This window comes from Streptomyces sp. S07_1.15, from assembly GCF_020739505.1.
GTDB lineage: Bacteria > Actinomycetota > Actinomycetes > Streptomycetales > Streptomycetaceae > Streptomyces > Streptomyces xinghaiensis.
In genome coordinates, this window is record NZ_JAJBZK010000001.1 from 3,299,773 (window position 1) to 3,325,528 (window position 25,756).

Annotated in this window: 18 protein-coding genes, 1 tRNA gene and 2 pseudogenes; 9 read left to right on the forward strand and 12 right to left on the reverse strand. The window is 72.6% G+C overall.

All coding sequences use genetic code 11. The features are described from left to right. Nucleotides 1-37: 37 nt before the first annotated feature. The 3 genes from LIX60_RS14105 (at nt 38) to LIX60_RS14115 (ending at nt 1,664) form a co-directional block, all read left to right on the forward strand. On the forward strand, nt 38-829 hold the full coding sequence (locus tag LIX60_RS14105) for a glutaminyl-peptide cyclotransferase (RefSeq protein WP_227958722.1): 792 nt from the start codon (nt 38-40) through the stop codon (nt 827-829). Nucleotides 830-1,099: 270 nt separating this feature from the next. Next, the gene (locus LIX60_RS14110) at nt 1,100-1,528 is read left to right on the forward strand and encodes a hypothetical protein (RefSeq protein ID WP_227958723.1); all 429 of its coding nucleotides are present in this window, start codon (nt 1,100-1,102) and stop codon (nt 1,526-1,528) included. Beyond that, nucleotides 1,518-1,664, forward strand: a complete 147-nt coding sequence (locus tag LIX60_RS14115; RefSeq protein ID WP_227962987.1) for a hypothetical protein — start codon at nt 1,518-1,520, stop codon at nt 1,662-1,664. The genes LIX60_RS14110 and LIX60_RS14115 overlap by 11 nt, the downstream gene beginning before the upstream one ends. A 50-nt stretch (nt 1,665-1,714) precedes the next feature. On the opposite strand, the pseudogene LIX60_RS14120 reads toward LIX60_RS14115, so the two are convergent. After that, nucleotides 1,715-2,935 (reverse strand): annotated as a pseudogene (locus LIX60_RS14120) (RNA-guided endonuclease InsQ/TnpB family protein). 162 nt (nt 2,936-3,097) lie between these two features. Between LIX60_RS14120 and LIX60_RS14125 the strand changes: the two are divergent. The 3 genes and pseudogenes from LIX60_RS14125 to LIX60_RS14135 all read left to right on the forward strand — a co-directional run. Next, nucleotides 3,098-5,221 (forward strand): annotated as a pseudogene (locus tag LIX60_RS14125) (RHS repeat-associated core domain-containing protein); the annotation flags it as partial. Between the two features lie 7 nt (nt 5,222-5,228). Continuing rightward, nucleotides 5,229-5,987, forward strand: a complete 759-nt coding sequence (locus LIX60_RS14130) for a hypothetical protein (protein WP_227958724.1) — start codon at nt 5,229-5,231, stop codon at nt 5,985-5,987. 61 nt (nt 5,988-6,048) lie between these two features. After that, nucleotides 6,049-6,468 carry a hypothetical protein gene (locus tag LIX60_RS14135; protein ID WP_227958725.1) on the forward strand — a complete coding sequence of 140 codons (420 nt, stop codon included), beginning with the start codon at nt 6,049-6,051 and terminating at the stop codon, nt 6,466-6,468. A gap of 64 nt (nt 6,469-6,532) precedes the next feature. On the opposite strand, the gene LIX60_RS14140 is transcribed toward LIX60_RS14135, so the two are convergent. The 5 genes from LIX60_RS14140 to topA all read right to left on the reverse strand — a co-directional run bounded on the left by LIX60_RS14140 (nt 6,533) and on the right by topA (nt 17,048). Further along, nucleotides 6,533-6,606 (reverse strand) — tRNA-Thr (locus LIX60_RS14140). Between the two features lie 180 nt (nt 6,607-6,786). Further along, nucleotides 6,787-8,373, reverse strand: coding sequence for an alpha/beta hydrolase (locus tag LIX60_RS14145; protein WP_227958726.1), 1,587 nt, complete (start codon nt 8,371-8,373; stop codon nt 6,787-6,789). Nucleotides 8,374-8,766: 393 nt separating this feature from the next. After that, nucleotides 8,767-10,089, reverse strand: coding sequence for a DNA polymerase III subunit delta' (locus tag LIX60_RS14150; protein ID WP_227958727.1), 1,323 nt, complete (start codon nt 10,087-10,089; stop codon nt 8,767-8,769). Nucleotides 10,090-10,527: 438 nt separating this feature from the next. After that, complete coding sequence (gene tmk / locus LIX60_RS14155) at nt 10,528-13,986, reverse strand: dTMP kinase (RefSeq protein ID WP_227958728.1); 3,459 nt, start codon at nt 13,984-13,986, stop codon at nt 10,528-10,530. A gap of 176 nt (nt 13,987-14,162) precedes the next feature. Beyond that, nucleotides 14,163-17,048 (reverse strand): type I DNA topoisomerase, encoded by a 2,886-nt coding sequence (gene topA, locus LIX60_RS14160; protein WP_227958729.1) that lies wholly within the window; start codon nt 17,046-17,048, stop codon nt 14,163-14,165. A gap of 321 nt (nt 17,049-17,369) precedes the next feature. Here topA and LIX60_RS14165 point away from each other — a divergent pair, with 321 nt between their 5' ends. The 3 genes from LIX60_RS14165 to LIX60_RS14175 all read left to right on the forward strand — a co-directional run bounded on the left by LIX60_RS14165 (nt 17,370) and on the right by LIX60_RS14175 (nt 18,813). After that, nucleotides 17,370-17,807 carry a TM2 domain-containing protein gene (locus LIX60_RS14165; protein ID WP_227958730.1) on the forward strand — a complete coding sequence of 146 codons (438 nt, stop codon included), beginning with the start codon at nt 17,370-17,372 and terminating at the stop codon, nt 17,805-17,807. Next, on the forward strand, nt 17,800-18,324 hold the full coding sequence (locus tag LIX60_RS14170) for a DUF2752 domain-containing protein (protein WP_374117855.1): 525 nt from the start codon (nt 17,800-17,802) through the stop codon (nt 18,322-18,324). Before LIX60_RS14165 ends, LIX60_RS14170 begins: the two co-directional genes overlap by 8 nt. Before the next feature lie 231 nt (nt 18,325-18,555). Continuing rightward, nucleotides 18,556-18,813 (forward strand): TM2 domain-containing protein, encoded by a 258-nt coding sequence (locus LIX60_RS14175; RefSeq protein WP_030543866.1) that lies wholly within the window; start codon nt 18,556-18,558, stop codon nt 18,811-18,813. Between the two features lie 139 nt (nt 18,814-18,952). Here LIX60_RS14175 and LIX60_RS14180 read toward each other — a convergent pair whose 3' ends face one another. The 6 genes from LIX60_RS14180 to bldG form a co-directional block, all read right to left on the reverse strand. Further along, entirely contained in the window at nt 18,953-19,117 is a 165-nt protein-coding gene (locus tag LIX60_RS14180) for a hypothetical protein (RefSeq protein WP_374117856.1), read from the reverse strand. Nucleotides 19,118-19,326: 209 nt separating this feature from the next. Further along, nucleotides 19,327-20,952: a methyltransferase gene (locus LIX60_RS14185; RefSeq protein WP_227958732.1), complete on the reverse strand. Its 1,626-nt coding sequence runs from the start codon at nt 20,950-20,952 to the stop codon at nt 19,327-19,329. A 115-nt stretch (nt 20,953-21,067) separates the two neighbouring features. Then, complete coding sequence (locus LIX60_RS14190; protein ID WP_063831702.1) at nt 21,068-21,631, reverse strand: hypothetical protein; 564 nt, start codon at nt 21,629-21,631, stop codon at nt 21,068-21,070. Between the two features lie 223 nt (nt 21,632-21,854). Then, nucleotides 21,855-24,266 carry a sodium-translocating pyrophosphatase gene (locus LIX60_RS14195; RefSeq protein WP_227958733.1) on the reverse strand — a complete coding sequence of 804 codons (2,412 nt, stop codon included), beginning with the start codon at nt 24,264-24,266 and terminating at the stop codon, nt 21,855-21,857. Between the two features lie 541 nt (nt 24,267-24,807). Further along, a complete protein-coding gene (locus LIX60_RS14200; RefSeq protein ID WP_039820447.1) occupies nt 24,808-25,257 on the reverse strand; it encodes an ATP-binding protein in 450 nt (149 codons plus the stop codon). Nucleotides 25,258-25,389: 132 nt separating this feature from the next. Continuing rightward, on the reverse strand, nt 25,390-25,731 hold the full coding sequence (bldG, locus tag LIX60_RS14205; protein ID WP_019707568.1) for an anti-sigma factor antagonist BldG: 342 nt from the start codon (nt 25,729-25,731) through the stop codon (nt 25,390-25,392). Nucleotides 25,732-25,756 lie beyond the last annotated feature (25 nt).

The following is a 25,756-nucleotide window of genomic DNA, read 5'->3' on the forward strand; positions in this document are numbered from 1 at the left end:
CCTGCGCGCACTCCTGGCGTACCCGGCCGTCGCGGCCGTGGCTGTGGCCGGAGCCGTGCTCGTCCCCTCCTGTGGAACGGACGGGGGCTCACCGCTCCGGCCGGAGGCCGCGGCCCCGCCCGCCGCCGATCGCGTCGATCAACTGCGGACCGAGGTCCTCGACGTCATGCCGCATGATCCCAGGGCCTACACCCAGGGCCTTGAGATGGTCGGCGGCACCCTCTACGAGTCGACCGGCATGGCCGGGGAGTCGTCGGTCCGTCTGGGCCCGCCCGGCCGGCCTCCCACCGTGCGCGCCGACCTGCCGGAACCGCTGTTCGGGGAGGGCATCACCGTCCTTGGGCCGACGCTGTGGCAGTTGACCTGGCTCGACCACGTCGCGATCGAGCGCGACGCCAGGACACTGGCGGAGCTGCGCCGGGTCCCGTACGCGCAGGAGGGCTGGGGTGTGTGCCACCAGCCCGGGCGCGGCCGGCTGGTCACCAGTGACGGTTCCGCCCGGCTCACCTTCCGGAACCCGCGGACACTGGCCCCGACGGGCGGGATCGCCGTCACCCTCCACGGCAGCCCCGTGCCCCAGCTCAACGAGCTGGAGTGCGTGGGCGACAGCGTGTACGCCAATGTCTGGCCCTCCAGCCGGATCGTGCGCGTCGACGCCGGCACCGGCAGGGTGACTGCGGAGATCGACGCGTCGGGGCTGCCGGTCCCGGGAAAGCAGCGGCACACCGCCGTACTGAACGGCATCGCCGCCGTCCCCGGAACCGAGGAGTTCCTGCTCACCGGCAAATGGTGGCCCAGGATGTTCCGGGTGGCCCTCGTCTCCAGCTGACCCGGCGAACGGTTCCGCGGCTGCATCGCGCAGCCAGTCGCGGACCACGGTGTCGCCCTTGGGCTCCGATGCCGCGAAGCGCTCGTCCGGACCCGCCGGTCCTTCCGGGCCGATCCGGTCCACGGCACGACTGAGCGGTCGGCGGCGCCCGTGCCGTGAGACCCGTGCCCTGAGACCATTCGGATCCGGCAGACGTTCACAAGAACCGCCCCCGGCCTGCGCACGTCTGGATCTACGGTGCCATCAGTCACCTGCGACGGGGGAGAGTTCGTGGAGCAGACGAGAACCGCGCTCGCCGAGCGCATTGCCGAGCGGCGGAGGGGTGTGGGTGACCCTCGGGCGCTGGTCGGTGAGATGCGGCGTTCGGTGCTTCTGGTGCCGGTGGCCGGTGGGGGCCTCTGGTCGGCTCGGTCGGGCGGGGTGCGGTGGATCTGCGGGTTCACCGACGAGGCGGCGCTGGCCCGGTTCGCCCTGCGTCACGGATCCGGTGACCGGCCCATGGACTACGCGGCGTTGCTGGGCGCCCGGATCGTCGACGAGGTCGTGCCGTCCCTGGACGAGCCCGCCGGTCTGGCCGTCGACATCGCGACCGAGGACGGGTCGATGTTCTTCCCGCCGGTCGCCGGCATCGTTCCGGACGGTGTCGCCATCGACGCCGTCGACACCGGGGCACAGGAGGGGCGGGGCCATGGGCGGTGACGGGAGCGATCTGCAGTTCGACAAGGCGGCGGTCGCGAAGTTCACGCGGGGCGTGGGCGCGACCATCGACGGGCTCGGTGATCTCGGCGGCGCCACCGGTTCGGTGATGGCAAGGGTTTCTCGGCACTGTCGATGACGGGGGTGACTCCACCCACGCGTGAACGCGTGGGCTTCCTGCGGCGGTGGTTAGGCACCGTCGCAGAGGACCAGCCCGGCCCTGTGTTTGACGTTCAGCGCGCCGACGTGGTCGGCATGGGCCACCAGGCCACAGTTGACGCACTCGAACTTCGCCTGGGTGACGCGGTTCTCCTTCGCCACGTGCCCGCATCCGCCGATCTCCGGTGGGCAGGTGCGGGACGTGTTGCGGGCGTCCACCGGGATCACACGGCGACCGGCGCTTTCAGCCTTGCCCGCCAGGATCCGCAGGAACTGCCCCCAACCCGCATCCAGAATGCTCCGGTTCAAACCCGCCTTCGCCGCCGCGCCGTTCGCCAGGAACGCACCGTCGCGGTCGGGGTCGGGCCGGGGTGCGGGCGCTCGGGTCATGCCCGCGGTGTTCAGCCGCTCGCGCCCGATCACATCATGTTTACGGACCAGGGCCAGGGCCTGCTTGTGGTGATGATCCAGACGCCGGCGCCGGATCTTCGCGTGCAGCCTGGCGACCTTACGAGCTGCGGCACGGTGCTTCTTCGTCCGACGCCGCGTGCGCCTCGGAAACGTCGCCAGGTGCCGCTGCGCCGCAGCCAACTCCTCGGCCGAGGCCCGCAGGAACCCGGGGGTTTGGACGTGATGTCCGTCGGAGTCGGTGAGGAAGTGGACGGTGCCCAGGTCGCTGCCGACCGTGCTGCCGGTCGGGGGCAGCGGCTCGGCGGGCACCTCCTCACAGGCCAGGATCACGTACTAGCGACGGCCCTCCCGCTTCACACTCACCGTCTTCACCCGGCCCCGCACCGGGCGGTGCCGGTGGACCCGGACGTGTCCGACGCCTTGGAGGCGGACACGGGTGCGCGCGTCGTGGGGGGTGGAGTCCCACCGGCAGCCGTCCCCGTCCCTCGGGAACGTGACGGTGTCGAAATGCCCCACCCCCTTGAACCGCGGATACCCCGGTGCGCCACCGGCCTTCACCCGCCGGAAGAAAGCCTGAAACGCCCGGTCCAGGCGACGCAGGGTCGCCTGCTGGGAGGAGAAGGACCACCGCCCCTGACGCTCCGGATCAAACGCCCGGATCTCCCTCAACTGCGCCGACTGCTCCCCATACCGCACCGACGTCCGGGAACTGTGCCGCCAGGCATCACGACGCTCCCGCAACGCCCCGTTGTACAAGGAACAGTGATCCCGCAGCATCTCCACCAGCGCCCGCTCCTGACCAGCCGTGGGACGCAGAAGAAACTTGTACGCCCGCCTCACACGACCCCACCTCCCCCGGCTTCACGCTTGGCCGACCCTGGTTGCGTTCACGCTACCGGCCCCTACTGACAACCCAGCGCGCTCCGCCGCTGCGCGGCTCCGGCCCAAGGATGCGACTCCCCCACCGGCTGAAGCCGGTGGTCCCCTCGCAAGAAAGTCTGATGGACCTACGACGGCGAGGGCAACTGCCTCACCCACACCGACGCCTCCGGTGGCGTCTCCCGCTTCGAGTACACGCACTTCGACCTGCCGGCCGCCCGCACGCGACCCGACGGCGCCCGCTACGAGTTCGAGCACGACGCCGAACTGCGCCTCACCCGCGTCACCAACCCGCAAGGTCTGACCTGGAATTACGAGTACGACCCCGCGGGCGACGTCGTCTCCGAGACCGACTTCGACGGCCGCACCCTCACCTACCGGACGGACGCCGCGGGCCGGCTCGCCGAGCGCGTCGACGCGCTCGGCGGGACCATCTCGTTCGAGCGCGACCGGCTCGGCCAAGTGGTCCGCAAGGACGTCGACGGCCGGGTGACGACCTACGCCTACGACCGGGCCGGGCGCCTGGTGGAGGCCGTCGGACCGGGCAGTGAACTGCGCTACCAGTACGACCGCCGCGGACTCACCAAGGCGGAACTGGTCGACGGCCGGCCCATCCTGTACGCCTACGACGTCCTCGGCCGCCGCACGCGCCGCACGACACCCACCGGTCACGTCACGTCTTACGCCTACGGCGCCGACGGCCTGCCCCACCGCCTGACCAGCAGAGGGCACCGGATCGACTTCACGCACGACGCGGCCGGCCGGGAACTCGCCCGGGTCTTCGGCGACGCGATCACCATGACGTCGGCCCGGGACGCGGCCGGACGGCTCTCGACGCAGCACATCACCGCCGGAGGGCGCGACGTCAGCAGCCGCGCCTACACCTACCGCGCCGACGGTCACCTGGTCTCCGTCGCGGACCGGCTGTCGGGCACCCGCGCCTTCGATCTCGACCGGGCGGGCCGCGTCACCGCCGTCCACGCCCGGGGCTGGACGGAGCGCTACGCCTACGACGACGCCGGCAACCAGACCTCGGCGTCCTGGCCGTCCCGCCACCCCGGCAGCGAGGCAACCGGACCGCGCGCCTACACCGGCACCACCCTCACCCGGGCCGGAGACGTCCGCTTCGAGTACGACGATCTCGGCCGCGTCACCCTGCGCCAGAAGACCCGCCTCTCGCGCAAGCCCGACACCTGGCGCTACGCGTGGGACACGGAGAACCGCCTCACCTCGGTGACCACCCCTGACGGGACCCGGTGGAGGTACCGCTACGACCCGCTCGGCCGCCGCACCGCGAAACAGCGCCTGGCGGCCGACGGCGAGACCGTGCTGGAGGAGACCCGGTTCACCTGGGACGGCCTGACCCTGTGCGAACAGACCAGCCACCGGCCGGACGACCCGACCGTGGTCGCCCTCACCTGGGACCACCGGGACGTCGTCCCCCTGGCCCAGACCGAACGCATCCTCACGGCCGGCGACCGCCAGGAGGAGATCGACCGCCGGTTCTTCGCCATCGCCACCGACCTCATCGGCACACCGACCGAACTCATCGACGAGACGGGTGACATCGCCTGGCGCACCCGGAGCACACTCTGGGGCGCCACGGCCTGGTCCAGGAACTGCAGCGCCTACACCCCTCTCCGCTTCCCGGGCCAGTACTACGACCCCGAGACCGGCCTCCACTACAACCACTTCCGCCACTACGACCCGGAGACCGGCCGCTACACCTCCCCCGACCCCCTCGGCCTGGCCCCCGCGCCGAATCCCGTCGGCTACGTGGACAACCCGCTCATCGGGTGCGACCCGCTGGGCCTCATGCCCAAGTACACGAGGGAGGAGAGAGCCAGGAAACGGCTCGACAAGGTTCTGGACGAAATCGTCGAGAGAGCACAGGACGGCGGGTTCAAGAAGCGCCACGACTACCACGGGGACACGATGCACGGTATGAGCGACGAACGGGTTCTGGACATCCTGAAGAACCCAGACGCGGTGTACCACTCGACAGGCACGTCCGGAAGACTCACATTCCGGCAAGGCGAAGACATCGTCGTGGCCGATGGGCTCGGGAACACGCAAGGACAGGCCATCACGGCGTACGGACCGTCGGGTATCAAGGGCGATTCCGGGGTTGAGGCACTCGGCGGCAAGCCCACGGACCCCGGTGCCCCGGTGACCCACGAGGACATCGTGGAGGGCAGGATTCCTGCCAAGGGCGGCTATCTGGCCCCAGCAGTGCAGATCAGGTGAGGCAGGAATGACCACAAAACTGTCGTTCGACGGCGGCTGGCACGCAACAGTGACGGACGATCCGCTGCACATCGCCCCCCGGTTCGCGAGCAACTCCGTGTACGTCGCGCCCTACGCGAACGTGAAGGAACGTGAGGGCTTCCTGGTGACCACCTTCGGCAGCAAGGAATGGCTGTGGGACGCCCCTGACACCCTCCGGTTCGACCCGGACAGCCGGAAGCTGGTCGGGGCCGAATTTCAGATGCCGTACGGCTCCGCATACCACGAGACGTCCGTTCGCGTTCCCGTCATGCCCGCGGTACGCCCGGGCGGGCTCCGCGCGGACGAGGTCCGGGACTTCCGGCATGAGATGTGCGCCGTGCTGTGCCGCCATCCCGGGGACGCGGTGCTGACCTCCCTGCGCGATCTCGACGTCCTCGACAAGCCGCTGGAGGCCCGCATCGGCATCGCGCCCGACGTGGCGCTCCTCGTCCAGCACGGCACCGTCGTCGGCTGGAGCCTCACCGATCCCGCGCGCTACCTGACCACCGCCTTCGCCGCCCCCGACCCCGACCCGCCCGCCCCCGCCACCCGTCGCCTGCTCACCGAGTGCCTGAACCTGGTCACCACACCACTGGTCGACGACCTGGTCGACGGCGAACCGGCCGCCCTGGCCCGCCTCCGGGCCGCCGACGAAGCCCTGCGCAACCAACCGGAGGACCGGCACCGGGCCGACGCCCTGCGCGACCTCATCGCCACCATGGTCGACGACTACGGAAACTGGTGACCGAGTTCGACACGGGGCGTTCCCGTGCCATGAAGACGTCGGGGACGAGGCGGCACTCGCCATGAGACTCACCCTCGACGGCGACTGGAACGCGACGGTGACCGGCGATCCCCTGCGCATCACCCCGCGCTTCGACTTCCCGGGCCAATGCGTGCGCATCGCGGAGTACGCGGACGTGGAGCGATGGCAGCGCTTCCTCACGGACACCTTCGGCAGCCACGCGTGGCTGTGGGACGATCCCGACGAGCTCCGGTTCGCCCCGGACACCCGCGAACTGGCCGGCGCCGGGTTCCGGCTGCCCTATGAGTCCCCTACCGCCGAGGACCACGCCCGCGCTCCCGCCACACCACCCGTCCATCCGGGCGGCCTTCGCGCGGACGAGGCCCGGGACCGTGAAGGCCCAGGGCACAGCTCCGGCTCATCAGATCCGAACGCACACCCCCTGCGCTCCCCCTTCATCCGCGACCACGCTGCAGCATGACCAGCCATCGGAGGAGCAACGCAAAAGACCAGGTCAGAAGGGTTCTGACCTGGTGTTTGAGCGGAGCCGCCTTCGGGATTCGAACCCGAGACCTACGCATTACGAGTGCGTTGCTCTGGCCATCTGAGCTAAGGCGGCGAGCTGCGGCGACGACCCGGCCTCGCGGCACACGGGGGTGTCGGCAACAGCGCCAAGTCTACACAGTGCGGGAGGGTGCCCCGTACCGGGTTACGGCCGGCCCGGCGGCTGCCCTGCCCGTACCGCTGTGTGGCCGCCCGTTTGCCCTCGGCCTGCCGTCCGGCCCCGTCCCTCCCCGGCTCACGTGCACTTCGTGCCGTCCGACGGAGGCTTGCCCCGCAGCAGGTACGTGTTGACCGCCTGGTCCACGCAGGCGCTGCCGCGCCCGTATGCCGTGTGGCCGTCGCCGTCGTAGGTCAGGAGGGTGCCCGAGGAGAGCTGGCCGGCCAGGCCGCGGGACCAGATGTACGGGGTCGCCGGGTCGCGGGTGGTGCCGATGACCACGATCGCCGCTGCGCCCTCCGCCTCGATGCGGTGGGGCTTGCCCGTCGGCTCGACCGGCCAGTACGCGCAGTTCAGCGCCGACCACGCCAGCCCCTCGCCGAAGACCGGGGACGCCTTCCGGAACGACGCCGTGTGCTTCCGCACCTCCTCCGGGCTCGTGAAGGAGGCCGGGAGGTCCAGGCAGTTGACGGCCGGGTTCGCGTACATGAGGTTCTCGTACGAGCCGTCCTCATCCCGCTCGTAGTAGAGGTCCGCGAGCTGGAGGAGGGCGTCGCCGCGGCCCTCCATCGCGGACTGCAGGGCCATGCGGAGCCGGGGCCACGCCCCCTCGTCGTACATCGCGGCGATCACGCCCGTGGTGGCCAGCGACTCGCCCAGCTCCCGGCCCCCGCCCGCGGGGATGGGCCGGGCGTCGAGCTTCTCGAAGAACGCCCGGAGGCGCTTGCGCGCGTCGTCGACGCTCTTGTCGCCGAGCGGGCAGTCGTCGCCGCGCAGGCAGTCCTCGGCGAAGGCGGTGAAGGCGGTGCCGAAGCCGGCGGTCTGGTCGCGGTTCATCTGCACGGACGACAGGGAGGGGTCCATCGCGCCGTCGAACACCATCCGGCCGACGCGGTCCGGGAAGAGCCCGGCGTACGTCGCGCCGAGGAAGGTGCCGTACGAGGCCCCGACGTAGGTCAGCTTCTCGTCGCCCAGCGCTTCCCGCAGCAGATCCATGTCGCGGGCCGACTCCCTGGTGGAGACGTGTCCCAGGACGTCACCCGTATGCCGCTCGCAACCCTCGGCGAACTTCTTGTACGAGGCGACGAGCGCGCCCGTCTCCCGCTTGTCGTCGGGGGTGATGTCGACCTGGGTGTAGGCGTCCATCGCCCGGTCCGTGAGGCATTTGACCGGCTCGCTGCGGGCCACCCCGCGCGGGTCGACGGCCACCATGTCGTAGCGGGCGCGCACCGGCTCCGGGTAGCCGACGGCCGCGTAGGACTGCAGGTAGCCGACCGCCGAGCCGCCCGGTCCGCCCGGGTTGACCAGCAGCGATCCGAGGCGCTTCCCCGGGCCGGCCGCCTTCTTGCGCGATACGGCGAGCCGGACGTCCCGGCCCTCGCCCGGCTTGTCGTAGTCGAGGGGCGCCTTGAGGGTGGCGCACTGGAAGCCGGCGGCTCCGCAGGCCCGCCAGCGCAGCTTCTGTTCGTAGTACGGCCTGAGGGCCGGCGGGACGGCGGCGGGCAGGGGCTTCAGCACGTCGCGGGTGCCGGGGATGCGCCCGGGGCCGCCGGGGCCCGAGGCCGAGATCTCCGTGTCGGCACCGGACGAGCAGCCGGAGAGCAGCAGGGCGGCGGACACGATGAGGGCACCGGCGGTACGGCGCGGTCGGCGGCTGGTGTCCATGGGTACCCCTCGGGTCGGCGCGTTCTCGGTGTGCGGCGCTTGCTCGGCGTACGGCGGGCCGGCGCGCGGGACGCGTGCGGCGCGGAGGTGCCGCCGGGGCGGCACGCGCGGCGCGGGGGTGTCACCGGTTGCCCCGGGCACCACCGCAGCGGCGCGCGACGATCTGCGGCTTCTGTTCGGAGCGTAACCGTACGGGCCCTCGGGGACGCGGCCCACGGGGCCCGTACGAGTGAGCGAGCGCGGGCCGCGGCCGGACGGAGGGACGACGGACGGACGGGCGGGCAGAGGGGGTGCGGACGGGCGGGCAGGAGCACGGCCGACGGAACGGCCGCGTGGCGGGGCAAGCACCGAGGCGTGCGCGGACCCGGCCGCCCGGGCCCGTGGGCGCCCGGATCAGCCCGCGCGCAGCGCCAGCGTCATGGCCTCCACGGCCAGCAGCGGGGCGACATTGCGGTCCAGGGCACGGCGGCAGGCCAGGATCGCCTCGATCCGGCGCAGCGTCCGCTCCGGGGTGGACCCGCGGGCTATCCGCTCCAGGGCGTCGCGCTGCTCGGTGTTGGCGATGGCCACCGGGGAACCGAACTGCAGGGCGAGCACATCGCGGTAGAAGCCGGTGAGGTCGGTCAGCGCGAGGTCGAGGGTGTCGCGCTGGGTGCGGGTGCCGCGGGTCTTCTGCCGCTTCTCCAGGTCCTTCATCACCCCGGCCGTGCCGCGCGGCAGCCGGCCGCCCGGTCCGGCGGCGGCGCCGAGGGCGGCGCGCAGCTCCTCTGTCTCCTTGGTGTCGACCTCCTCCGCGACCTGCTTGGCGTCCTCGGCGGCGGCGTCCACCAGCTCCTGGGCGGCCTTGAGGCAGCCCCCGATGTCGTCGACGCGGAGCGGCAGCTTCAGCACGGCGGCGCGGCGGGACCGGGCCCGCTCGTCGGTGGCCAGCCGGCGGGCGCGGCCGATGTGGCCCTGGGTGGCGCGGGCCGCGGCGTGGGCGAGCTCCGGCTCGATGCCGTCCCGCCGCATCAGCAGGTCGGCGACGGCGTCCACCGGCGGGGTGCGCAGGGTGAGATGGCGGCAGCGCGAGCGGATCGTCGGCAGGACGTCCTCCACCGACGGCGCGCACAGCAGCCAGACCGTGCGGGGCGCGGGTTCCTCGACGGCCTTCAGCAGGACGTTGCCCGAACCCTCGGTGAGCCGGTCGGCGTCCTCCAGGACGATCACCTGCCAGCGGCCGGCGGACGGGGAGAGCTGCGCGCGCCGTACGAGTTCGCGGGTCTCCTTGACACCGATGGAGAGCAGATCCGTGCGGACGATCTCCACATCGGCGTGGGTGCCGATGAGGGCGGTGTGGCAGCCGTCGCAGAAGCCGCAGCCGGGAGCCGCGCCCAGGGCCCGGTCGGGGCTGACGCACTGCAGCGCGGCGGCGAAGGCGCGGGCGGCGGTGGAGCGGCCGGAACCGGGCGGCCCGGTGAACAGCCAGGCGTGGGTCATCCGAGAGGTCGAACGGTCGCCGTCCGGGGGCCCGGAGGCCGGGAACGGAGCCGGGGCCTCCGCCTCCGCCTCCGCCGCTGCCCCGCTGGGACGGCTGCCCGTACCGAAGCGGTGGTCCGCGCGCTCCTCGGCGCCCGCGGACTCCGCCGCCGTGACGTACGCGTCCGCGTCCCGGGCGGCCGCGGTGAGCGTCTCCGTCACCCGGTCCTGGCCGACCAGGTCGTCCCACACCGCCATGACCGCCACCCCTCTCCACCGGTTCTCGTCCGTACGCCCTCGCGGCTCCCCATTGTGGTGCACCGCGCCGACAACCGGCGCCGGCCGGGGCCGGCCAGTGGCGTCGCGCCTGTGCGCGGGGTCCGGGGGCGGCTGCGGCCGGGCACGGCCATCCGCACGGTCGGCCGCCGTCCCCGGCGACCGGGCCTCTGGCCGCGCGCCCGGGTGCTGCGCGCCGCGCCGGGGCGTACGGGCCGGGCCACCGCCCGCGCTCCGGAAAGCCCTGGGCGGCGCCGGCTCCGGCCGAGCCCGGACGGACGGCCCCGGCCGGTCCGACCCGAACAGCGCTCAACGCACCGGCGCCCGGGGGCACTTGGCCGACCGGGCGCCCGGTGAGGCGGCGAAGCGGGAAGCGGCGACCCGGCGGACCGGGACGGGAGCCCCGGCCGGCCCGCCGTGTCAGCCTCTGCGGCCGCCCCGCCGCCGGCCGTCGTCCTCGTCGTCCCTCGGGCCGAGCAGTTCGTCGGCGAGGGTCGGAAGGTCGTCGAGCGGGGTCTCCTCCGCCCAGTCCGGGCGGGGCCGGCCGCCGCGGCGTCCCGGCTTCCGTCCGGAGCGGCCCGCGGTGGTGCCCCGGGAGGTGTCCTCGTCCGGGTTGATCTGCGGGAGTTCCCGGGTCCGCTCGGCATCCGGGTCCGGGCCCGCGTCCGGGCCGGGCGTCCGGCCGTTCCCGTCCTCCTCGCGGTACAGCCACGGCGGTACGCGGTCCGCCGTGTCACCCTGCCGGTCCGGACGGGCGGACGGCGCCGGGTGCGCTCCCGACCGCTCACCGCGCGGCCCGCCGTCCCCGGGACGCACCGGCGGGAGGACGGCCGTCTCGTCGGCGGCGTCACTCCCCCGGCCGGTGCCCGCCTCCGGCACCTCCGGCAGGACGGCCGTCTCGTCGTTCTCGGAGGCGCGCGGCAGGACGGCCGTCTCCTCGGCGTCCGGTCCCGGCCGGTCGGCCCGCGGTGTGGGGACCGGCTGTGTGGCCTCCGTCTCCGGGGCGCGCGGTGCGTCCGGCTTCCGGGGGGACGGCTCGCTCGCGACGGGGGTCTGCGTCTGCACCGTCGGCGCGTCGTCCGGCCCGGCGGCAGCGGTCCCGCCCGCCGTTCCGGCCGCGGCGGCGGTGGCGGCCTCGGCCGCCTGCCGTTCCCGCTCCGCCCGCAGCAGCGCCTCCTCGGCCTTCCGCTGCTTCTCCAGCCGGCGCTCCTCGGCCTCCCGGCGCAGCCGCTCCTCCTCCGCCTGCTGGCGGCGGACCTGCTCCTGCTCGGCGCGGCGCTCCGCCTCCTCGGCCTCGCGGCGGACGCGTTCCTCCTCGGCGCGGCGCTGTGCCTCCTCGGCGAGCCGGCGGGCCTCCTCCGCCTGGCGGCGGGCCTCCGCGACCCGGGCCTCCTCGGCCTCGCGCCGCTTGCGCTCCTCCTCCTCGGCGCGCAGCCGGGCGAGCTGTTCCTGCCGCTCCCGCTCCAGCCGCTCCTCCTCGGCCTTGCGCGCGGCCTCCTCCTCGGCGCGGCGGCGGGCCTCCTCCTCGGCGGCCCGCCGGGCCTCCTCGCGGGCCCGGATCTCGGCCTCGGAGAGCGGCAGCACCTGGTCGAGCCGGTGCCGTACGGCGGTGGTGACGGCCTCGGGCTCCTGCCCGGCGTCCACGACCAGATAGCGCGCGGGGTCGGCGGCAGCCAGTGCCAGGAAGCCGGACCGCACCCGCTGGTGGAACTCGGGCGGCTCGGACTCCAGCCGGTCCGGTGCCTCGGTGAAGCGCTCGCGGGCGGTCTCGGGAGAGACGTCGAGCAGCACCGTCAGATGCGGTACGAGACCGTCGGTGGCCCACCGGCTGATCCGGGCGATCTCGGTCGGTGACAGATCACGGCCCGCACCCTGGTAGGCGACGGACGAGTCGATGTAGCGGTCGCTGATGACGACGGCGCCGCGTTCGAGCGCGGGCCGTACGACGCTGTCGACGTGCTCGGCGCGGTCGGCCGCGTACAGCAGGGCCTCCGAGCGCGGCGAGATCCCGGACGAGGAGACGTCCAGCAGGATCGAGCGGAGCCGCTTGCCGATCGCCGTGGCGCCGGGCTCCCGGGTGACGACGACCTCGTGGCCCTTGGCGCGGATCCAGTCGGCCAGCGCCTCGACCTGGGTGGACTTGCCCGCTCCGTCGCCGCCCTCCAGAGCGATGAAGAAGCCGTTGCCGGCCGGTGCGCGCCGGTCGGGGTCGCCGCCGCGCAGCGCGTCGCGCAGGTCGCGGCGGAGCGGTACGCCGGACCGGTCGTCGGTCCGGATCAGGACCAGCGCGGCGACGGGCAGCAGCAGCGCGCCGGTGAGCATCAGCGCGAAGCCGGCGCCGCCGTGCGCGAAGACGAACGAGCCGCTCTCCAGCCGGTGTTCCCCGATCGCCCCGGCGAGCAGCGGTGCCGCCACCGCCGCGACGGCGACGAACACCCGTACGACGGCGTGCAGATGATCGGTCGTCCGGCCGCGCCGGCTCTCCTCGGTCTCCTGGTCGAGCAGCGTGTGCCCGGTGTTCGCGGCGATGCCCGCGGCGGTGCCGGCGACGAGGGCCAGGAAGAGGACGGTCGCCGGGTCGGGCGTGAGGCCGACCGCGAGCAGCGCCAGCCCGGTGAGCGCGATGGACAGGGCCAGCATCCGCCGCCGCGACAGCGCGGGCAGCACCTTGGGCGCGCTGCGGATACCGAGGACGGTGCCGCCGGTCAGGGCCAGCACGAGCAGGGCGAAGCCGACCGGGCCCCCGCCCAGGTCGTCGATGTGCAGCAGGGACACCGCGACGGCCGCGGCGATCGCGGCGGCGACGGTCGCGGAGGCGGCCACCAGCAGCGGGACGGCGCCCGTGCGTCCCTTGTCGGCCGTGCGTCCCTTGTCGCCCGTGCCGCCGCTCGTGGGCCGGCGCAGCCCTTCCAGGGGCGAGCGCACGCGGGGCGTCCGCCCGCCGGGCAGTTCGACGAAGTAGAGGATCGACACGCAGGCGGCGAAGAGCCCGGCCGCCACATAGGAGCCGAGCGCGGCCTGGTGCAGATGGAACCACGCGACGACGGCACCGAGCAGGTTGCTGAAGAGCGTGATGGTGACGAAGGCCGCGGCGGCCAGCGGCAGCGCCACGAAGCCGGTGCGCAGCGAGAGCCGGCGCAGCGCGTCGAGATTGTCCGGAAGCGGCCGTACGGCGGCGTCGCCGGCCGGGACGGACGGCAGCAGCGCGGGGGCGGCGCTCTCCCGGCAGATGGTCCAGAGGCGTTCGGCGACCCCGGTGACGAAGACGGTGACGAGGAGGACGGCGGTGGCCTCGCCGGGGGTCCAGTCGATCCACAGCGGGGCGACGACGAGGAGCGCCACCCGCAGACCGTCGGCGGTCATCATGGTCCAGCGGCGGTCGAGCGGCCCGCCGCCGCTGCCGCTCTTCTTCCGGGCCGTGGTTCCCCTGGCGCCCTTCCCGGGCTTCTCCGGCTTCTCCGGTTTCCCGGGCCCGCCGGGCTTCTCCGGTCCGGACTCGCCGTCCGGCTCCTCCCGCGTCTCCCGCGGTCCGGGCTCCGGCTTCTTCTCACCGGTCCCGATCAGGGAGGTCAGCGGTCCCAGGAGTACCGCCCCGAAGAGCAGCGTCGCCAGGATGCGGGCCCCGAACACCGCCGCGACCGCGAAGGCCGCACCGCGGTATCCGGCGCCGAAGGTACCGGCCGCCACTGCCGCCTGATAGGTCAGCACCAGCAGGACCAGCAGGGCCAGTGCGTCTCCGACGCCGCCGACGAGCTGGGCGCTCCAGAGCCGCCTCAGCGGCGGGAACCGCAGCAGGGCTCGCACGGCGCGTTCGCGGGAGTCTGCGGCAAGGTGGTCCGAGGGGGGACTCACGACCGTTGGCTGCTCGGCTCGCGTCATCCGGCCAGCCTATCCGGACTGGCCGAATCCATGCCGCCCCGTCCGAACATGCGGCCGTACTTTCCGGAAACGGCCGGCCGCGGCCGGCCCCGAGCCCTCCGCGGGCCCGTCGCGGGCGGGGATCCGGCGGCCGGACGCGGCACGTCCGGCCCGCGCGGAGCCGCCCGCCGCCTCGGCTACTCGGTGCCGTCGGCCGCGGAACTGCTCTTGGCCGCCGCCTTCTTGGCGGTCTTGGCGGTGGTCTTCTTCGCCGCCGGCTTCTTGGCCGCCGTCGTCTTCTTCGCGGCCGTCTTCTTGGCCGCGGCCTTCTTCGCCGGGGCCTTCTTGGCGGTGGCGGCGCTCTTCTTCGCCGGCGCCTTCTTGGCCGTCTTCTTGGCGGGCCCCTTGGCGCGCTTTTCGGCCAGGAGTTCGTACCCGCGCTCCGGGGTGAGCGTCTCGATGTCGTCGTCCCGGCGCAGCGTCGCGTTGGTCTCGCCGTCCGTGACGTACGGGCCGAAGCGGCCGTCCTTGACGACGACGGGCCGCTCGCTGACCGGGTCGGTGCCGAGCTCCTTCAGCGGCGGCTTGGCCGCGCCCCGGCCGCGCTGCTTGGGCTTGGAGTAGATCTCCAGCGCCTCTTCGAGCGTGAGGGTGAAGAGCTGCTCCTCCCGCTCCAGGGAGCGCGAGTCGGTGCCCTTCTTGAGGTACGGGCCGTAGCGGCCGTTCTGCGCGGTGATCTCCTCGCCCGAGGCGGGGTCGGTGCCGACAACCCGGGGCAGCGACATCAGCTTGAGGGCGTCCTCCAGCGTCACCGTGTCCAGGGACATCGACTTGAAGAGCGAGGCGGTGCGCGGCTTGACGGCGTTCTTGCCCGTCTTGGGCGTGTCCTCGGGCAGGATCTCGGTGATGTACGGGCCGTAGCGGCCGTCCTTGGCGACGATCTTGCGGCCCGTCTCCGGGTCGGTGCCGAGTTCGAAGTCACCGCTCGGCTTGGCCAGCAGCTCCTCGGCGAGCTCGACGGTCAGCTCGTCCGGCGGGAGGTCGTCGGGGACGTCGGCGCGCTGCCCCGGCTCCGGCTTGCCGCCCTCCTCGGCGGGCGGCGCGGGACGCTCGACATAGGGACCGTAGCGGCCGACGCGCAGGACGATGCCGTTGCCGACGGGGAACGAGGAGACCTCGCGGGCGTCGATCGCGCCGAGGTCGGTGACCAGTTCCTTGAGGCCGCCGAGGTGGTCGCCGTCGCCGTTGCCCGCCTCGGCCGCGGCACCGCTGCCGGCCTCGTCGGCGCCGAAGTAGAAGCGGCGCAGCCACGGCACGGACTGGGCCTCGCCCGCGGCGATGCGGTCGAGGTCGTCCTCCATGCGGGCGGTGAAGTCGTAGTCGACGAGGCGGCCGAAGTGCTTCTCCAGCAGGCCGACGACGGCGAAGGAGAGGAAGGACGGCACCAGGGCCGTGCCCTTCTTGAAGACGTAACCGCGGTCGAGGATGGTGCTGATGATCGAGGCGTAGGTCGACGGGCGGCCGATCTCGCGCTCCTCCAGCTCCTTGACCAGCGACGCCTCGGTGTAGCGGGCCGGGGGCTTGGTGGCGTGGCCGTCGGCGGTGATCTCCCGCGCGGTGAGCGGGTCGCCCTCGGAGACCTGCGGGAGGCGGCGCTCGCGGTCGTCGAGTTCGGCGTTGGGGTCGTCGGCGCCCTCGACGTAGGCCTTGAGGAAGCCGTGGAAGGTGATGATCTTGCCGGAGGCGGAGAACTCGGCGTCCCGGCCGTCGCTCGCGCGCCCGCCGGTCTTCACGGTGACGGACTGGCCGACGGCGTCCTTCATCTGGGAGGCGACGGTCCGCTTCCAGATGAGCTCGTACAGCCGGAACTGGTCGCCGGTGAGGCCCGTCTCGGCGGGGGTGCGGAAGCGGTCGCCGGAGGGGCGGATCGCCTCGTGCGCCTCCTGCGCGTTCTTGACCTTGCCCGCGTACATCCGCGGCTTCTCCGGCAGGTAGTCGGCGCCGTAGAGCTGGGTGACCTGGGCGCGGGCGGCGGCCACGGCGGTCTCGGAGAGCGTCGTGGAGTCCGTCCGCATGTACGTGATGAAGCCGTTCTCGTACAGCTTCTGTGCGACCTGCATCGTCGACTTGGCGCCGAAGCCCAGCTTGCGCGACGCCTCCTGCTGGAGGGTGGTGGTGCGGAACGGCGCGTAGGGCGAGCGCCGGTACGGCTTGGACTCGACCGAGCGGACGGTGAAGGCGGCGCCCTCCAGGGCGGCGGCCAGCTCGCGCGCGGCGGTCTCGTCGAGGTGGAGGACCTGCGAGCCCTCCTTGAGCGTGCCGGTGGAGCCGAAGTCGCGGCCGGTGGCGACGCGGCGGCCGTCGACCGTGGTGAGGCGGGCGCCGAAGGTGCCGGGGTCCGTGGCGTCACCGGTGCGGCCGGTGGCGAAAGTGCCGGTGAGGTCCCAGTACTCGGCCGAGCGGAAGGCGATGCGCTCGCGCTCCCGTTCGACGACGAGCCGGGTGGCGACGGACTGCACCCGGCCGGCCGACAGCCGCGGCATGACCTTCTTCCACAGCACCGGGGAGACCTCATAGCCGTACAGACGGTCGAGGATCCGGCGGGTCTCCTGGGCGTCGACGAGGCGCTTGTTCAGCTCGCGCGGGCTGCGCACGGCGGCCTGGATGGCGTCCTTGGTGATCTCGTGGAACACCATCCGGCGGACGGGGACCTTGGGCTTGAGGACTTCCTGCAGATGCCAGGCGATGGCCTCGCCCTCGCGGTCCTCATCGGTGGCCAGGAAGAGTTCGTCGGACTCCGCCAGCAGCTCCTTGAGCTTGTTGACCTGGCTCTTCTTGTCTGCGTTGACGACATAGATCGGCTGGAAGTCCTGGTCGACGTTGACGCCGAGCCGGGCCCAGGACTCGCCCTTGTACTTCGCGGGGATCTCTGCGGCGACTTTGGGCAGATCGCGGATGTGCCCGACGCTCGCCTCGACGACATAACCCGGGCCGAGATAGCCCTTGATCGTCTTCGCCTTGGCAGGCGACTCGACGATGACGAGTCGGCGGCCGCCCTTCGCGGTCTCGCTGGTCGGGGACAACTTCGCTCTTCTCTCCGGTCGACGCTCGGTGAATATCACTGCCACTTCTGTGACGGCGTTGTCATGACGATGCGGAGTGTGACGGTACCTCCCGCCCCGCTGTCAAGCGGAAAAAGCCCGCAACGCCACTCGAACGGTAACCCGACAAGGGGCGTGCGTGCCGCCGTACCGCGAGGACCCCGCCAACCTCACATCCCGGGGCCCGGAGCCCACAGGTGCTTGCCAGCGCCCGGAGCCCGGCTGGCAGGATGGCGGGTGCCGGGGGCGTTCCCGGCGGCGCGCGCCGCGCGTTCAGTCATTCGCACTCACGGGGGGAAGCCCATGTCCAATCCCTACGGCCCGCCGCCGCAGGACCCCAACGGCGGCTACGGATACCCGCAGCAGGGCCAGCAGCAGGGCGGCCAGCAGCCGTACGGCCAGCAGCCCGGCTACGGCTACCCGCAGCAGGGCCAGCAGCCCGGCTACGGCTACCCGCAGCAGCAGCCCGTGGCCCCCGGCCAGTACACCGGCGACCCCAACGCCCCGTACGGCTACGACCCCTACGGCCGGCCCTACTCGGACAAGTCGAAGATCGTCGCCGGGGTCCTGCAGCTCTTCATCGGCACCCTCGGCATCGGCCGGTTCTACACCGGCCACACCGGCATGGCGCTCGGCCAGCTGTTCACCCTGGGCGGCTGCGGCATCTGGGCCCTGATCGACGGCATCATGCTGCTCACCGGCCAGCCCACCGACGCCCAGGGCCGTCCGCTGCGTGGCTGACGGCGGTATGGCCGGCAGCGGTGTGACCGGCAGCGGTGCGGCCGGTGGCTCCACGGTCACCGGCGGCGCGGTCGGCGGAGGCCCTGCCGGAGGAGGCGCCGACGGCGGAGGCATGCGGACGGTGCTCCGCAAGGCGGCCTCGCACCCGGCCGCAGCACCGCTCTCGGTGCTGGCGGCCGGGGCTGCCGGGGCCGTCCACCTCTACGGCACGAACCCCCATGAGGCGGGGCAGTGGCTGCTGCGCTGCCCCTTCAACTGGCTGACCGGCCTGGACTGCCCCACCTGCGGCGCGACCCGCATGGTGTACGACCTGATGCACGGCGATGTGGCCGCGGCCTTCCACGACAACGCGGCCCTGCTGGTCCTCGGCGTCCCCGCCGGCCTGTTCCTCGGCTGGCGCTGGGTGCGCGAGGGGCTGCGCGGGCGGCGCTACCGCCCCTCACCCGGCCGGGTGCTCACCGCGGTGGCGCTGACGCTCACCGCGCTCTGGGGCATCGGGCGCAACCTGGTGGGCTGACGCACGGTCCGGGGCGGGCTGGGGACGAGCCACCGTGAACTCCCTTGATGGGTCCGGCCCGCCGGGTCCGGCCGCCCGGATCGTCCCCCTTCTCCCCGCCGTTGCATCACCGAACGATCACAATGCCGTGAGCCGCACAACTGATCGGCTCTCTCCCGGGTCATGTGATCGTCGCGGCACGTCCCCAGGTCCCGCGCGGAACATTCATTCGTGAGAGAAGAGTCCCACCTCATGTCGCACCCCGCTCAGCCGCCGGCCGTGGCCCCCAACGGGCAGCCGTACTCCGAGAAGTCGAAGATCGTCGCCGGCATCCTCCAGCTCTTCATCGGCACCCTCGGCATCGGCCGGTTCTACACGGGTCACACCGGGATGGCCCTCGGTCAGCTGTTCACCCTCGGAGGCTGCGGCATCTGGGCGCTGATCGACGGCATCCTCTTCCTGACCAGCAATGACCGTACGGACAGCGAGGGCCGCATCCTGCGCGGCTGACGCCCCGCCGGCTCCTCGCCGCGGCCCGCGTTCCGGATCGTACGGACGCGGGCCGCGCGCGTGCCGCCGGTTGCACACCGGCCTCCGGAGTCCGCCGGGCTCCGGCCCGCCGTGCCCTCCGTGCGCGGCGGACCCGCCGTCAGACCGACAGCAGAAGCCAGCCCCCCGTGACGAGCGCGGCCGGGCCGAAGAGCAGAACCAGCGGGACGGGCAGCGGAGAGCTCACCCCCTCGACCACCGGTGCGCCGCTGCGCAGGCGCGTTCCCGCCCACACCAGCAGTGCCGCTCCGAACAGGACGAACACTGTTCCGGCGAATATGGCCGGCCCGCTCTCCATCACTGCGTACCCCCTAGCACCGGGCATGGTGTGCCGGAGCGTGGCACGTCCGCGCGGCGCGGGAGCGAACGCCCGGTGAACAGCAGCCTCCGCCGTGCGCCCCGGCGCGTCCCCCGCGCCACCGCTGGAGCCCGGAGCCCGGGCCTTGGAGCCCGGGCCTGGGACCCCGGCCCCGGTCACTCCACGGGGATCAGGAACCCCTGTTCGACGAGCAGACGGACGGCTTCCGGCGTCCGGTCCCGCAGCAGCACCGGGTCCTCGCCGACGAGCTGGGCGATGGCGTCGAGGATGCGGCCCGCGCTGAGCGTTCCGTCGCACACCCCCGCGAAGCCGGCACCGACCGTGTCCACCTTCGTCGCCCGGCGCATGCCGCGGTTCTGACGGAGCACCACGTGCTCCGGGTCCTCCGCCCCGGGCAGCCCGACCTGTTCCTGCACCACGTCGTCCGCCAGCCGGAAGCGGGCGGCGAGCAGCGCCGCGTCGTCCGTGCGCCGCAGGAAGTCCTGGAGCGCGAAGTGGTCCAGCACCGTCTGTCCCAGTGGCTGTTCGACCGGGTGCGGCCACTCCTCCGCGATGACGGACGGCCGGGCGGCGCCCGACTTGCGCACGGTGATCCAGCCGAAGCCGACGGCCGTGGTCCCGCGCGCCTCGAACTCCTCCAGCCAGGCGCCGTAGCGCGCGGCGTAGGTCTCCGGCCCGGCCCGGTGGTCACCGGCGTCGCGCAGCCAGAGCTCCGCGTACTGCGTGACGTCCTGCACCTCGCGCTGCACGATCCAGGCGTCGCACCCGGGCGGCACCCAGGCGCGGACCCGGTCCCGCCAGTCCTCGCCGTCCCGGTGCTCCCAGTTGGCGAGGAGCTGGCAGTGGCCGCCGTCGGCGAGGTGCTCCGCCGACTGCCGGACCAGGGTCCGGCAGAGGTCGTCACCGGCCATGCCGCCGTCCCGGTAGGTCAGCCGGGCGCCCGGGGAGATGACGAAAGGCGGATTGGAGACGATCAGGTCGTACGGCTCCTCATCCGCCACCGGCTCGTAGAGCGAGCCCTCCCGGAGATCGGCCTCGTGCGCGCCGGAGAGCGCCAGCGTGAGCCGGGCGAAGGCCAGGGCCCGCGGATTGACGTCGGTGGCGGTGACGCGGGTGGCGTGCCGAGCGGCGTGCAGGGCCTGCAGACCGGAGCCGGTGCCGAGATCCAGCGCCCGCCCGACGGGGGTCCGCACGGTGAGACCCGCGAGCGTGGTGGACGCCCCGCCCACCCCGAGGACGAGCGCGGCGCGGTCCTGACCGGCGGACCGCCCGCCGGCAGTGCTCGCGCCGCCCGCGCCGCCGACGGCGCAGCCGAGGTCGGAGACGATCCACCAGTCCTCGCCCTCCGGCCCGCCGTACGGGCGGATGTCCACGGCCGCCCGCACCTCGCCGCCGTCCCGGAGCAGCCAGCCCTCGGCCAGGCAGTCGTCCGCGGGCAGCGCCGCCGACGCCTGCCCGTACTCCACCGGGCGCTGCAGCAGGAACAGCCGGACCAGGGTTTCCAGCGGCGATCCGCCGCGGGTCGCCCGCAGGGCGGGCACGGTCTCGCTGCGGGCGAGGGCCGCGTAGGCCGGTGCGCCGAGCAGGTCGAGGAGCCCGTCCGCGGTGAAGGCCGCGGCCAGGAACGCCTCGCGGAGCCGGGCCGGGAGGCCGGTGCCGGACCGGGGCGGCGCGGTGAGGGAGCCGTGCGGCGCGGTGCCACCGGACCCGGGTGCACCGGAGGGACCGGAGGGGCCGGGCTGCTCGGACCGGCCGGGCTGGGGGTGCTCGTGCGTACTCACCGGCCCATTGTCGGGGCTCGGGACCGGGAACGGCGACGGCCCGGAGCCCCGGGACGTCTTCCCGGGGCTCCGGGCCGTGCGGCGCGGGCGGACGGACCCGGCGAGCCGGGCCCGGTCAGGTGCTCGCGCTGGGTGAGCCGGACGGGCGCCGGCAGCCGGGCTGTTCGCTCATGGCCGCGCCGATGTCTCCGGACTGGAGCTTCCGGATGGCGTCGCCGCCGACCTTGTTGACCTTGTCGAGGTCCTCCGCGACGCCCTTCAGCCCTTCGGCGAACTTGGCCTGGTCCTTGGTGTCCAGCTTGTCGACGGAGGTCTTCAGGCCCGCGTACGCCCCGGCGGTGTCGTCGAGCTCCTTGACGGCCTCCCGCCGCGTCTTCTCACCGTCGTCGACCGGCGGGACGCCCGCCTTCTCGACCGAGTCCGACATGGCGGCGTAGGCGTCCGAGATCTTCTGGAACGCGGCCGAGTCGGCTTTCTTGATCTCCTCGGGCTTGCCGTCGGCCGCCGTGGAGGTGATGGACTGGTTCGCCTGAGCGATCTTCTCCAGCTGCGGCTGGACCTGGTCGCACACCTTCTTGGCGTAGGCGTCGACCTTCTCGTCGGTGTCGTCGCCACAGCCCGACAGCGCGAGTACGAGTGCCGCACCACCGGACAGCGCGGCCGCGAGCTTCTTGTTCACCGGATGGCCCCTTCCATGACTCTCGGCCCGGAACATACACGGCCAAAGGCCCGGGATCGCGAGCCCGATATCCCCGAAGGGGTTTTTGCGGTCTTCTGCACCGGACCGGTGCGGGCCGTCCGCCTCCGCTTCCGGGGCCGGGCAGACGGGCGGGCGGTGCGCCGCAGCACACCGCCCGTCCACCGCCTGACCTGGCACGGACCGGCCGGAACCGGTCCGGCGCTCAGGACACCACCGCGGCCCCGGAGGAGGGACCCGACGGCTCGGACACCCGGTCGGCGTTGTTGTCTTCGTCACCCACGGCGATTCCCCGCCGCTTGGATACGTAGACGGCGCCGATGATGATCCCGATCGCCACCAGCGCCACGAGCGCCCGGATGGCCGGGCTGGTGTCGTCGCCGTAGCTGAACTGCACCACGGCCGGCGCGATCAGCAGGGCCACCAGGTTCATCACCTTCAGCAGCGGGTTGATGGCGGGGCCCGCCGTGTCCTTGAACGGGTCGCCGACGGTGTCGCCGATGACCGTCGCGGCGTGCGCCTCGCTGCCCTTGCCGCCGTGGTGGCCGTCCTCGACCAGTTTCTTGGCGTTGTCCCAGGCGCCGCCGGAGTTGGCGAGGAAGACGGCCATCAGCGTGCCCGCGCCGATGGCACCGGCGAGGAACGATCCCAGGGCACCGACCCCGAGACTGAAGCCGACGGCGATCGGGGCCAGTACGGCGAGCAGGCCGGGGGTGGCGAGCTCGCGCAGCGCGTCCTTGGTGCAGATGTCGACGACGCGGCCGTACTGCGGCTTCTCCGTGTAGTCCATGATCCCGGGGTGCTCGCGGAACTGCCGCCGCACCTCGTAGACCACGGCGCCGGCCGACCGCGACACCGCGTTGATCGCCAGCCCCGAGAAGAGGAAGACGACCGCGGCGCCGAGGACCAGGCCGACCAGGTTGTTCGGCTGCGAGATGTCCAGACTGAGGTTCATCTCGCCCGCCCGGGCGTTGACGTCCGCGACCGCCGTGGCGATCGCGTCCCGGTAGGAGCCGAACAGCGCGGCGGCGGCCAGGACGGCCGTGGCGATCGCGATGCCCTTGGTGATCGCCTTGGTGGTGTTGCCGACCGCGTCGAGGTCGGTGAGCACCTGGGCGCCCGCGCCCTCCACGTCGCCGGACATCTCCGCGATGCCCTGGGCGTTGTCGGAGACGGGCCCGAAGGTGTCCATGGCGACGATGACGCCGACCGTGGTCAGCAGGCCGGTCCCGGCCAGGGCGACCGCGAACAGCGCCAGCATGATCGAGGTGCCGCCGAGCAGGAACGCCCCGTAGACACCCAGGCCGATCAGCAGCGCCGTGTACACGGCGGACTCCAGACCGATCGAGATCCCGGCCAGGACGACGGTCGCCGGTCCCGTCAGCGAGGACTTCCCGATGTCCCGGACCGGACGCCGGGTGGTCTCGGTGAAGTACCCCGTGAGCTGCTGGATGAGCGCGGCCAGCACGATGCCGATCGCGACCGCGACGAGCGCGAGGACCCGGGGGTTGCCCTCGTGCCCGGCGATGGCGATGTCCACACCGTCCAGGTCCGCGTAGGAGGACGGCAGATAGGTGAAGACCGCCACGGCCACCAGCACGAGCGAGACCACCGCGGAGATGAAGAAGCCGCGGTTGATGGCGGTCATGCCACTGCGGTCGGTGCGGCGCGGCGCCACCGCGAAGATACCGATCATGGCCGTGAGGACACCGATCGCGGGAACGATCAGCGGAAAGGCCAGACCGGCGTCACCGAAGGCGACCTTGCCGAGGATGAGCGCCGCGACCAGCGTCACGGCATAGGACTCGAACAGGTCGGCGGCCATGCCGGCGCAGTCGCCGACGTTGTCGCCCACGTTGTCCGCGATGGTGGCGGCGTTGCGCGGGTCGTCCTCGGGGATGCCCTGCTCGACCTTGCCCACGAGGTCGGCGCCGACGTCCGCGGCCTTGGTGAAGATGCCGCCGCCGACTCGCATGAACATGGCGATCAGCGCGGCACCGAGGCCGAAGCCTTCCAGCACCTTCGGCGCGTCGGCCGCGTAGACCAGCACGACACAGCAAGCGCCCAGCAGGCCGAGGCCGACGGTGAACATGCCGACGACGCCACCGGTGCGGAAGGCGATCTTCATGGCCTTGTGCGAGACGTCCGTGAGGTCCTTGGCCGGCTCGCCCTCGCCCGGAGTGGCCTCGCGCGCCGCGGCGGCCACCCGCACATTGCTCCGCACGGCCAGCCACATTCCGATATAGCCGGTCGCCGCGGAGAACAACGCGCCGATCAAGAAGAACACGGACCGCCCGATGCGCTGCGACCAGTCATCGGCCGGCAACAGCATGAGCAGGAAGAACACCACGACCGCGAATACGCTGAGGGTGCGCAGCTGCCGGGCGAGATAGGCATTCGCTCCTTCCTGTACAGCCGCCGCGATCTTCTTCATACTGTCGGTTCCCTCGCCCGCCGCCAGCACTTGACGCACCAGCATCACGGCGACACCCAGCGCGGCCAGCGCGACGAGCGCGACGACCACGACGATCAGCCGGTTGTCGGTGGTCAGTTCGGCGGCCGCGAGGGGCAGGGATGGGGAGAGGTCTTGCTGAAGAGGGGTAACGGGCCCCGCCATTCGTCCTCCTTGACGTTTGGCACATGGGCGCGCAGCACAGGGAACTGCCGCGGCACTCAGGCGTCCTGAGCAAAGATTGTGAACGGATTCTAGGGATCCGGACCGGGATCAAGACAGGGGCCATGAGGGGCAATTGACTCCCACCGGGGGAGATGAGCCGGAGAGCCCGCGATTAATTCGCCCGGACGAAGGAAATTGATCCATTCGCTGACGGTCGAATATTGCCTTTTTCTGGATCTTCAAATCCTATGAAATACCAGCTCAGCGGCGGTCTGGAAGAGACGTGGATCACACGGGGCCGGTGCACCGTGGCCATGGCTGCGGTGCGGAGCCACCCGCGGTGGGCGGCCGGAGCCCGCGGGGAAGAAGAAGGAGGAGGGAGGAGGGAGAGAGCGGCGCGGAGCGGCACGACCGGCGGGGACGGGGTCGGCGGTACGGGCCCGTGGCGGTCCGGGGCCGGCGGCCGCGAGGCCCGGAGGGGCCGCGAGCATCGGCTGGGCCGTGCGTGCTGGGAGCCCCGGGGGCCGCGAGGCCGCGAGGGCTACGGCAGGAGAGCGTCGGGGGTCGTCGGCCAGCTCATCCTGATACGGCCGCCCGTTTCGTCCGCGGACACCTCGACATCGTCGACAAGGCCGCTGATGACCGCGAGACCCATCTCGTCCTCGTCCTCGGCGACGGCCTCACCCGGGGTCACGGCGCCGGGCCCGCCGTGCTCGTCCCGCCGTGGGCCGGTGGGCCGGTGGGCGACCTCGTCGGCGACCTCGATGGAGAACTTCTTCTCGTCCTCGACCAGGACGACGCGTACGGGTGCCGAAACGTTGTTGCTGAGGTGCAGACCGACAGCGCGGCTGCATGCCTCGCCGACGGCGAGCCTCACCTCGTCCAGCACGGCCTCGTCGACCCCGGCCCGGCGCGCCACCGCCGCCGCCACCAGGCGCGCTGTGCGGACGTGATTGGGCAGAGCACTGAACAAGAGCTCCACGGTGGCCATGCCATCCCCCTCGGTCATACAGGCTTACGTCATGGAGGGCGGACCGCGGCGGCCCACCGCCGACCCCCCATCACTCCCACCCCCCGGGACGCGCGACCGGTGGACGGCACGCGACCCGGGGCACGGAAGCTGTCAGTCGGTGGCCGAGACGGCGTCATCGACCGAGGTGTGAATCGGGAACACCTTGGTCAGACCGGTGATACGGAAAATCTTCAGAATGCGCTCCTGGTTACAGACCAGGCGCAGCGAGCCCTCGTGCGCGCGGACGCGCTTGAGACCACCGACGAGGACGCCGAGACCGGTGGAGTCGAGGAAGTCGACGCCCTCCATGTCGACCACCAGGTGGTAGCTGCCCTCATTGACAAGCTCGACCAGCTGCTCACGCAGCTTGGGCGCGGTGTATACATCGATCTCGCCACCGACCTCGACGACCGTGCGGTCGCCAACGGTACGCGTCGACAGAGACAGGTCCACGGATCCTCCAGCACCTTGCAACGAG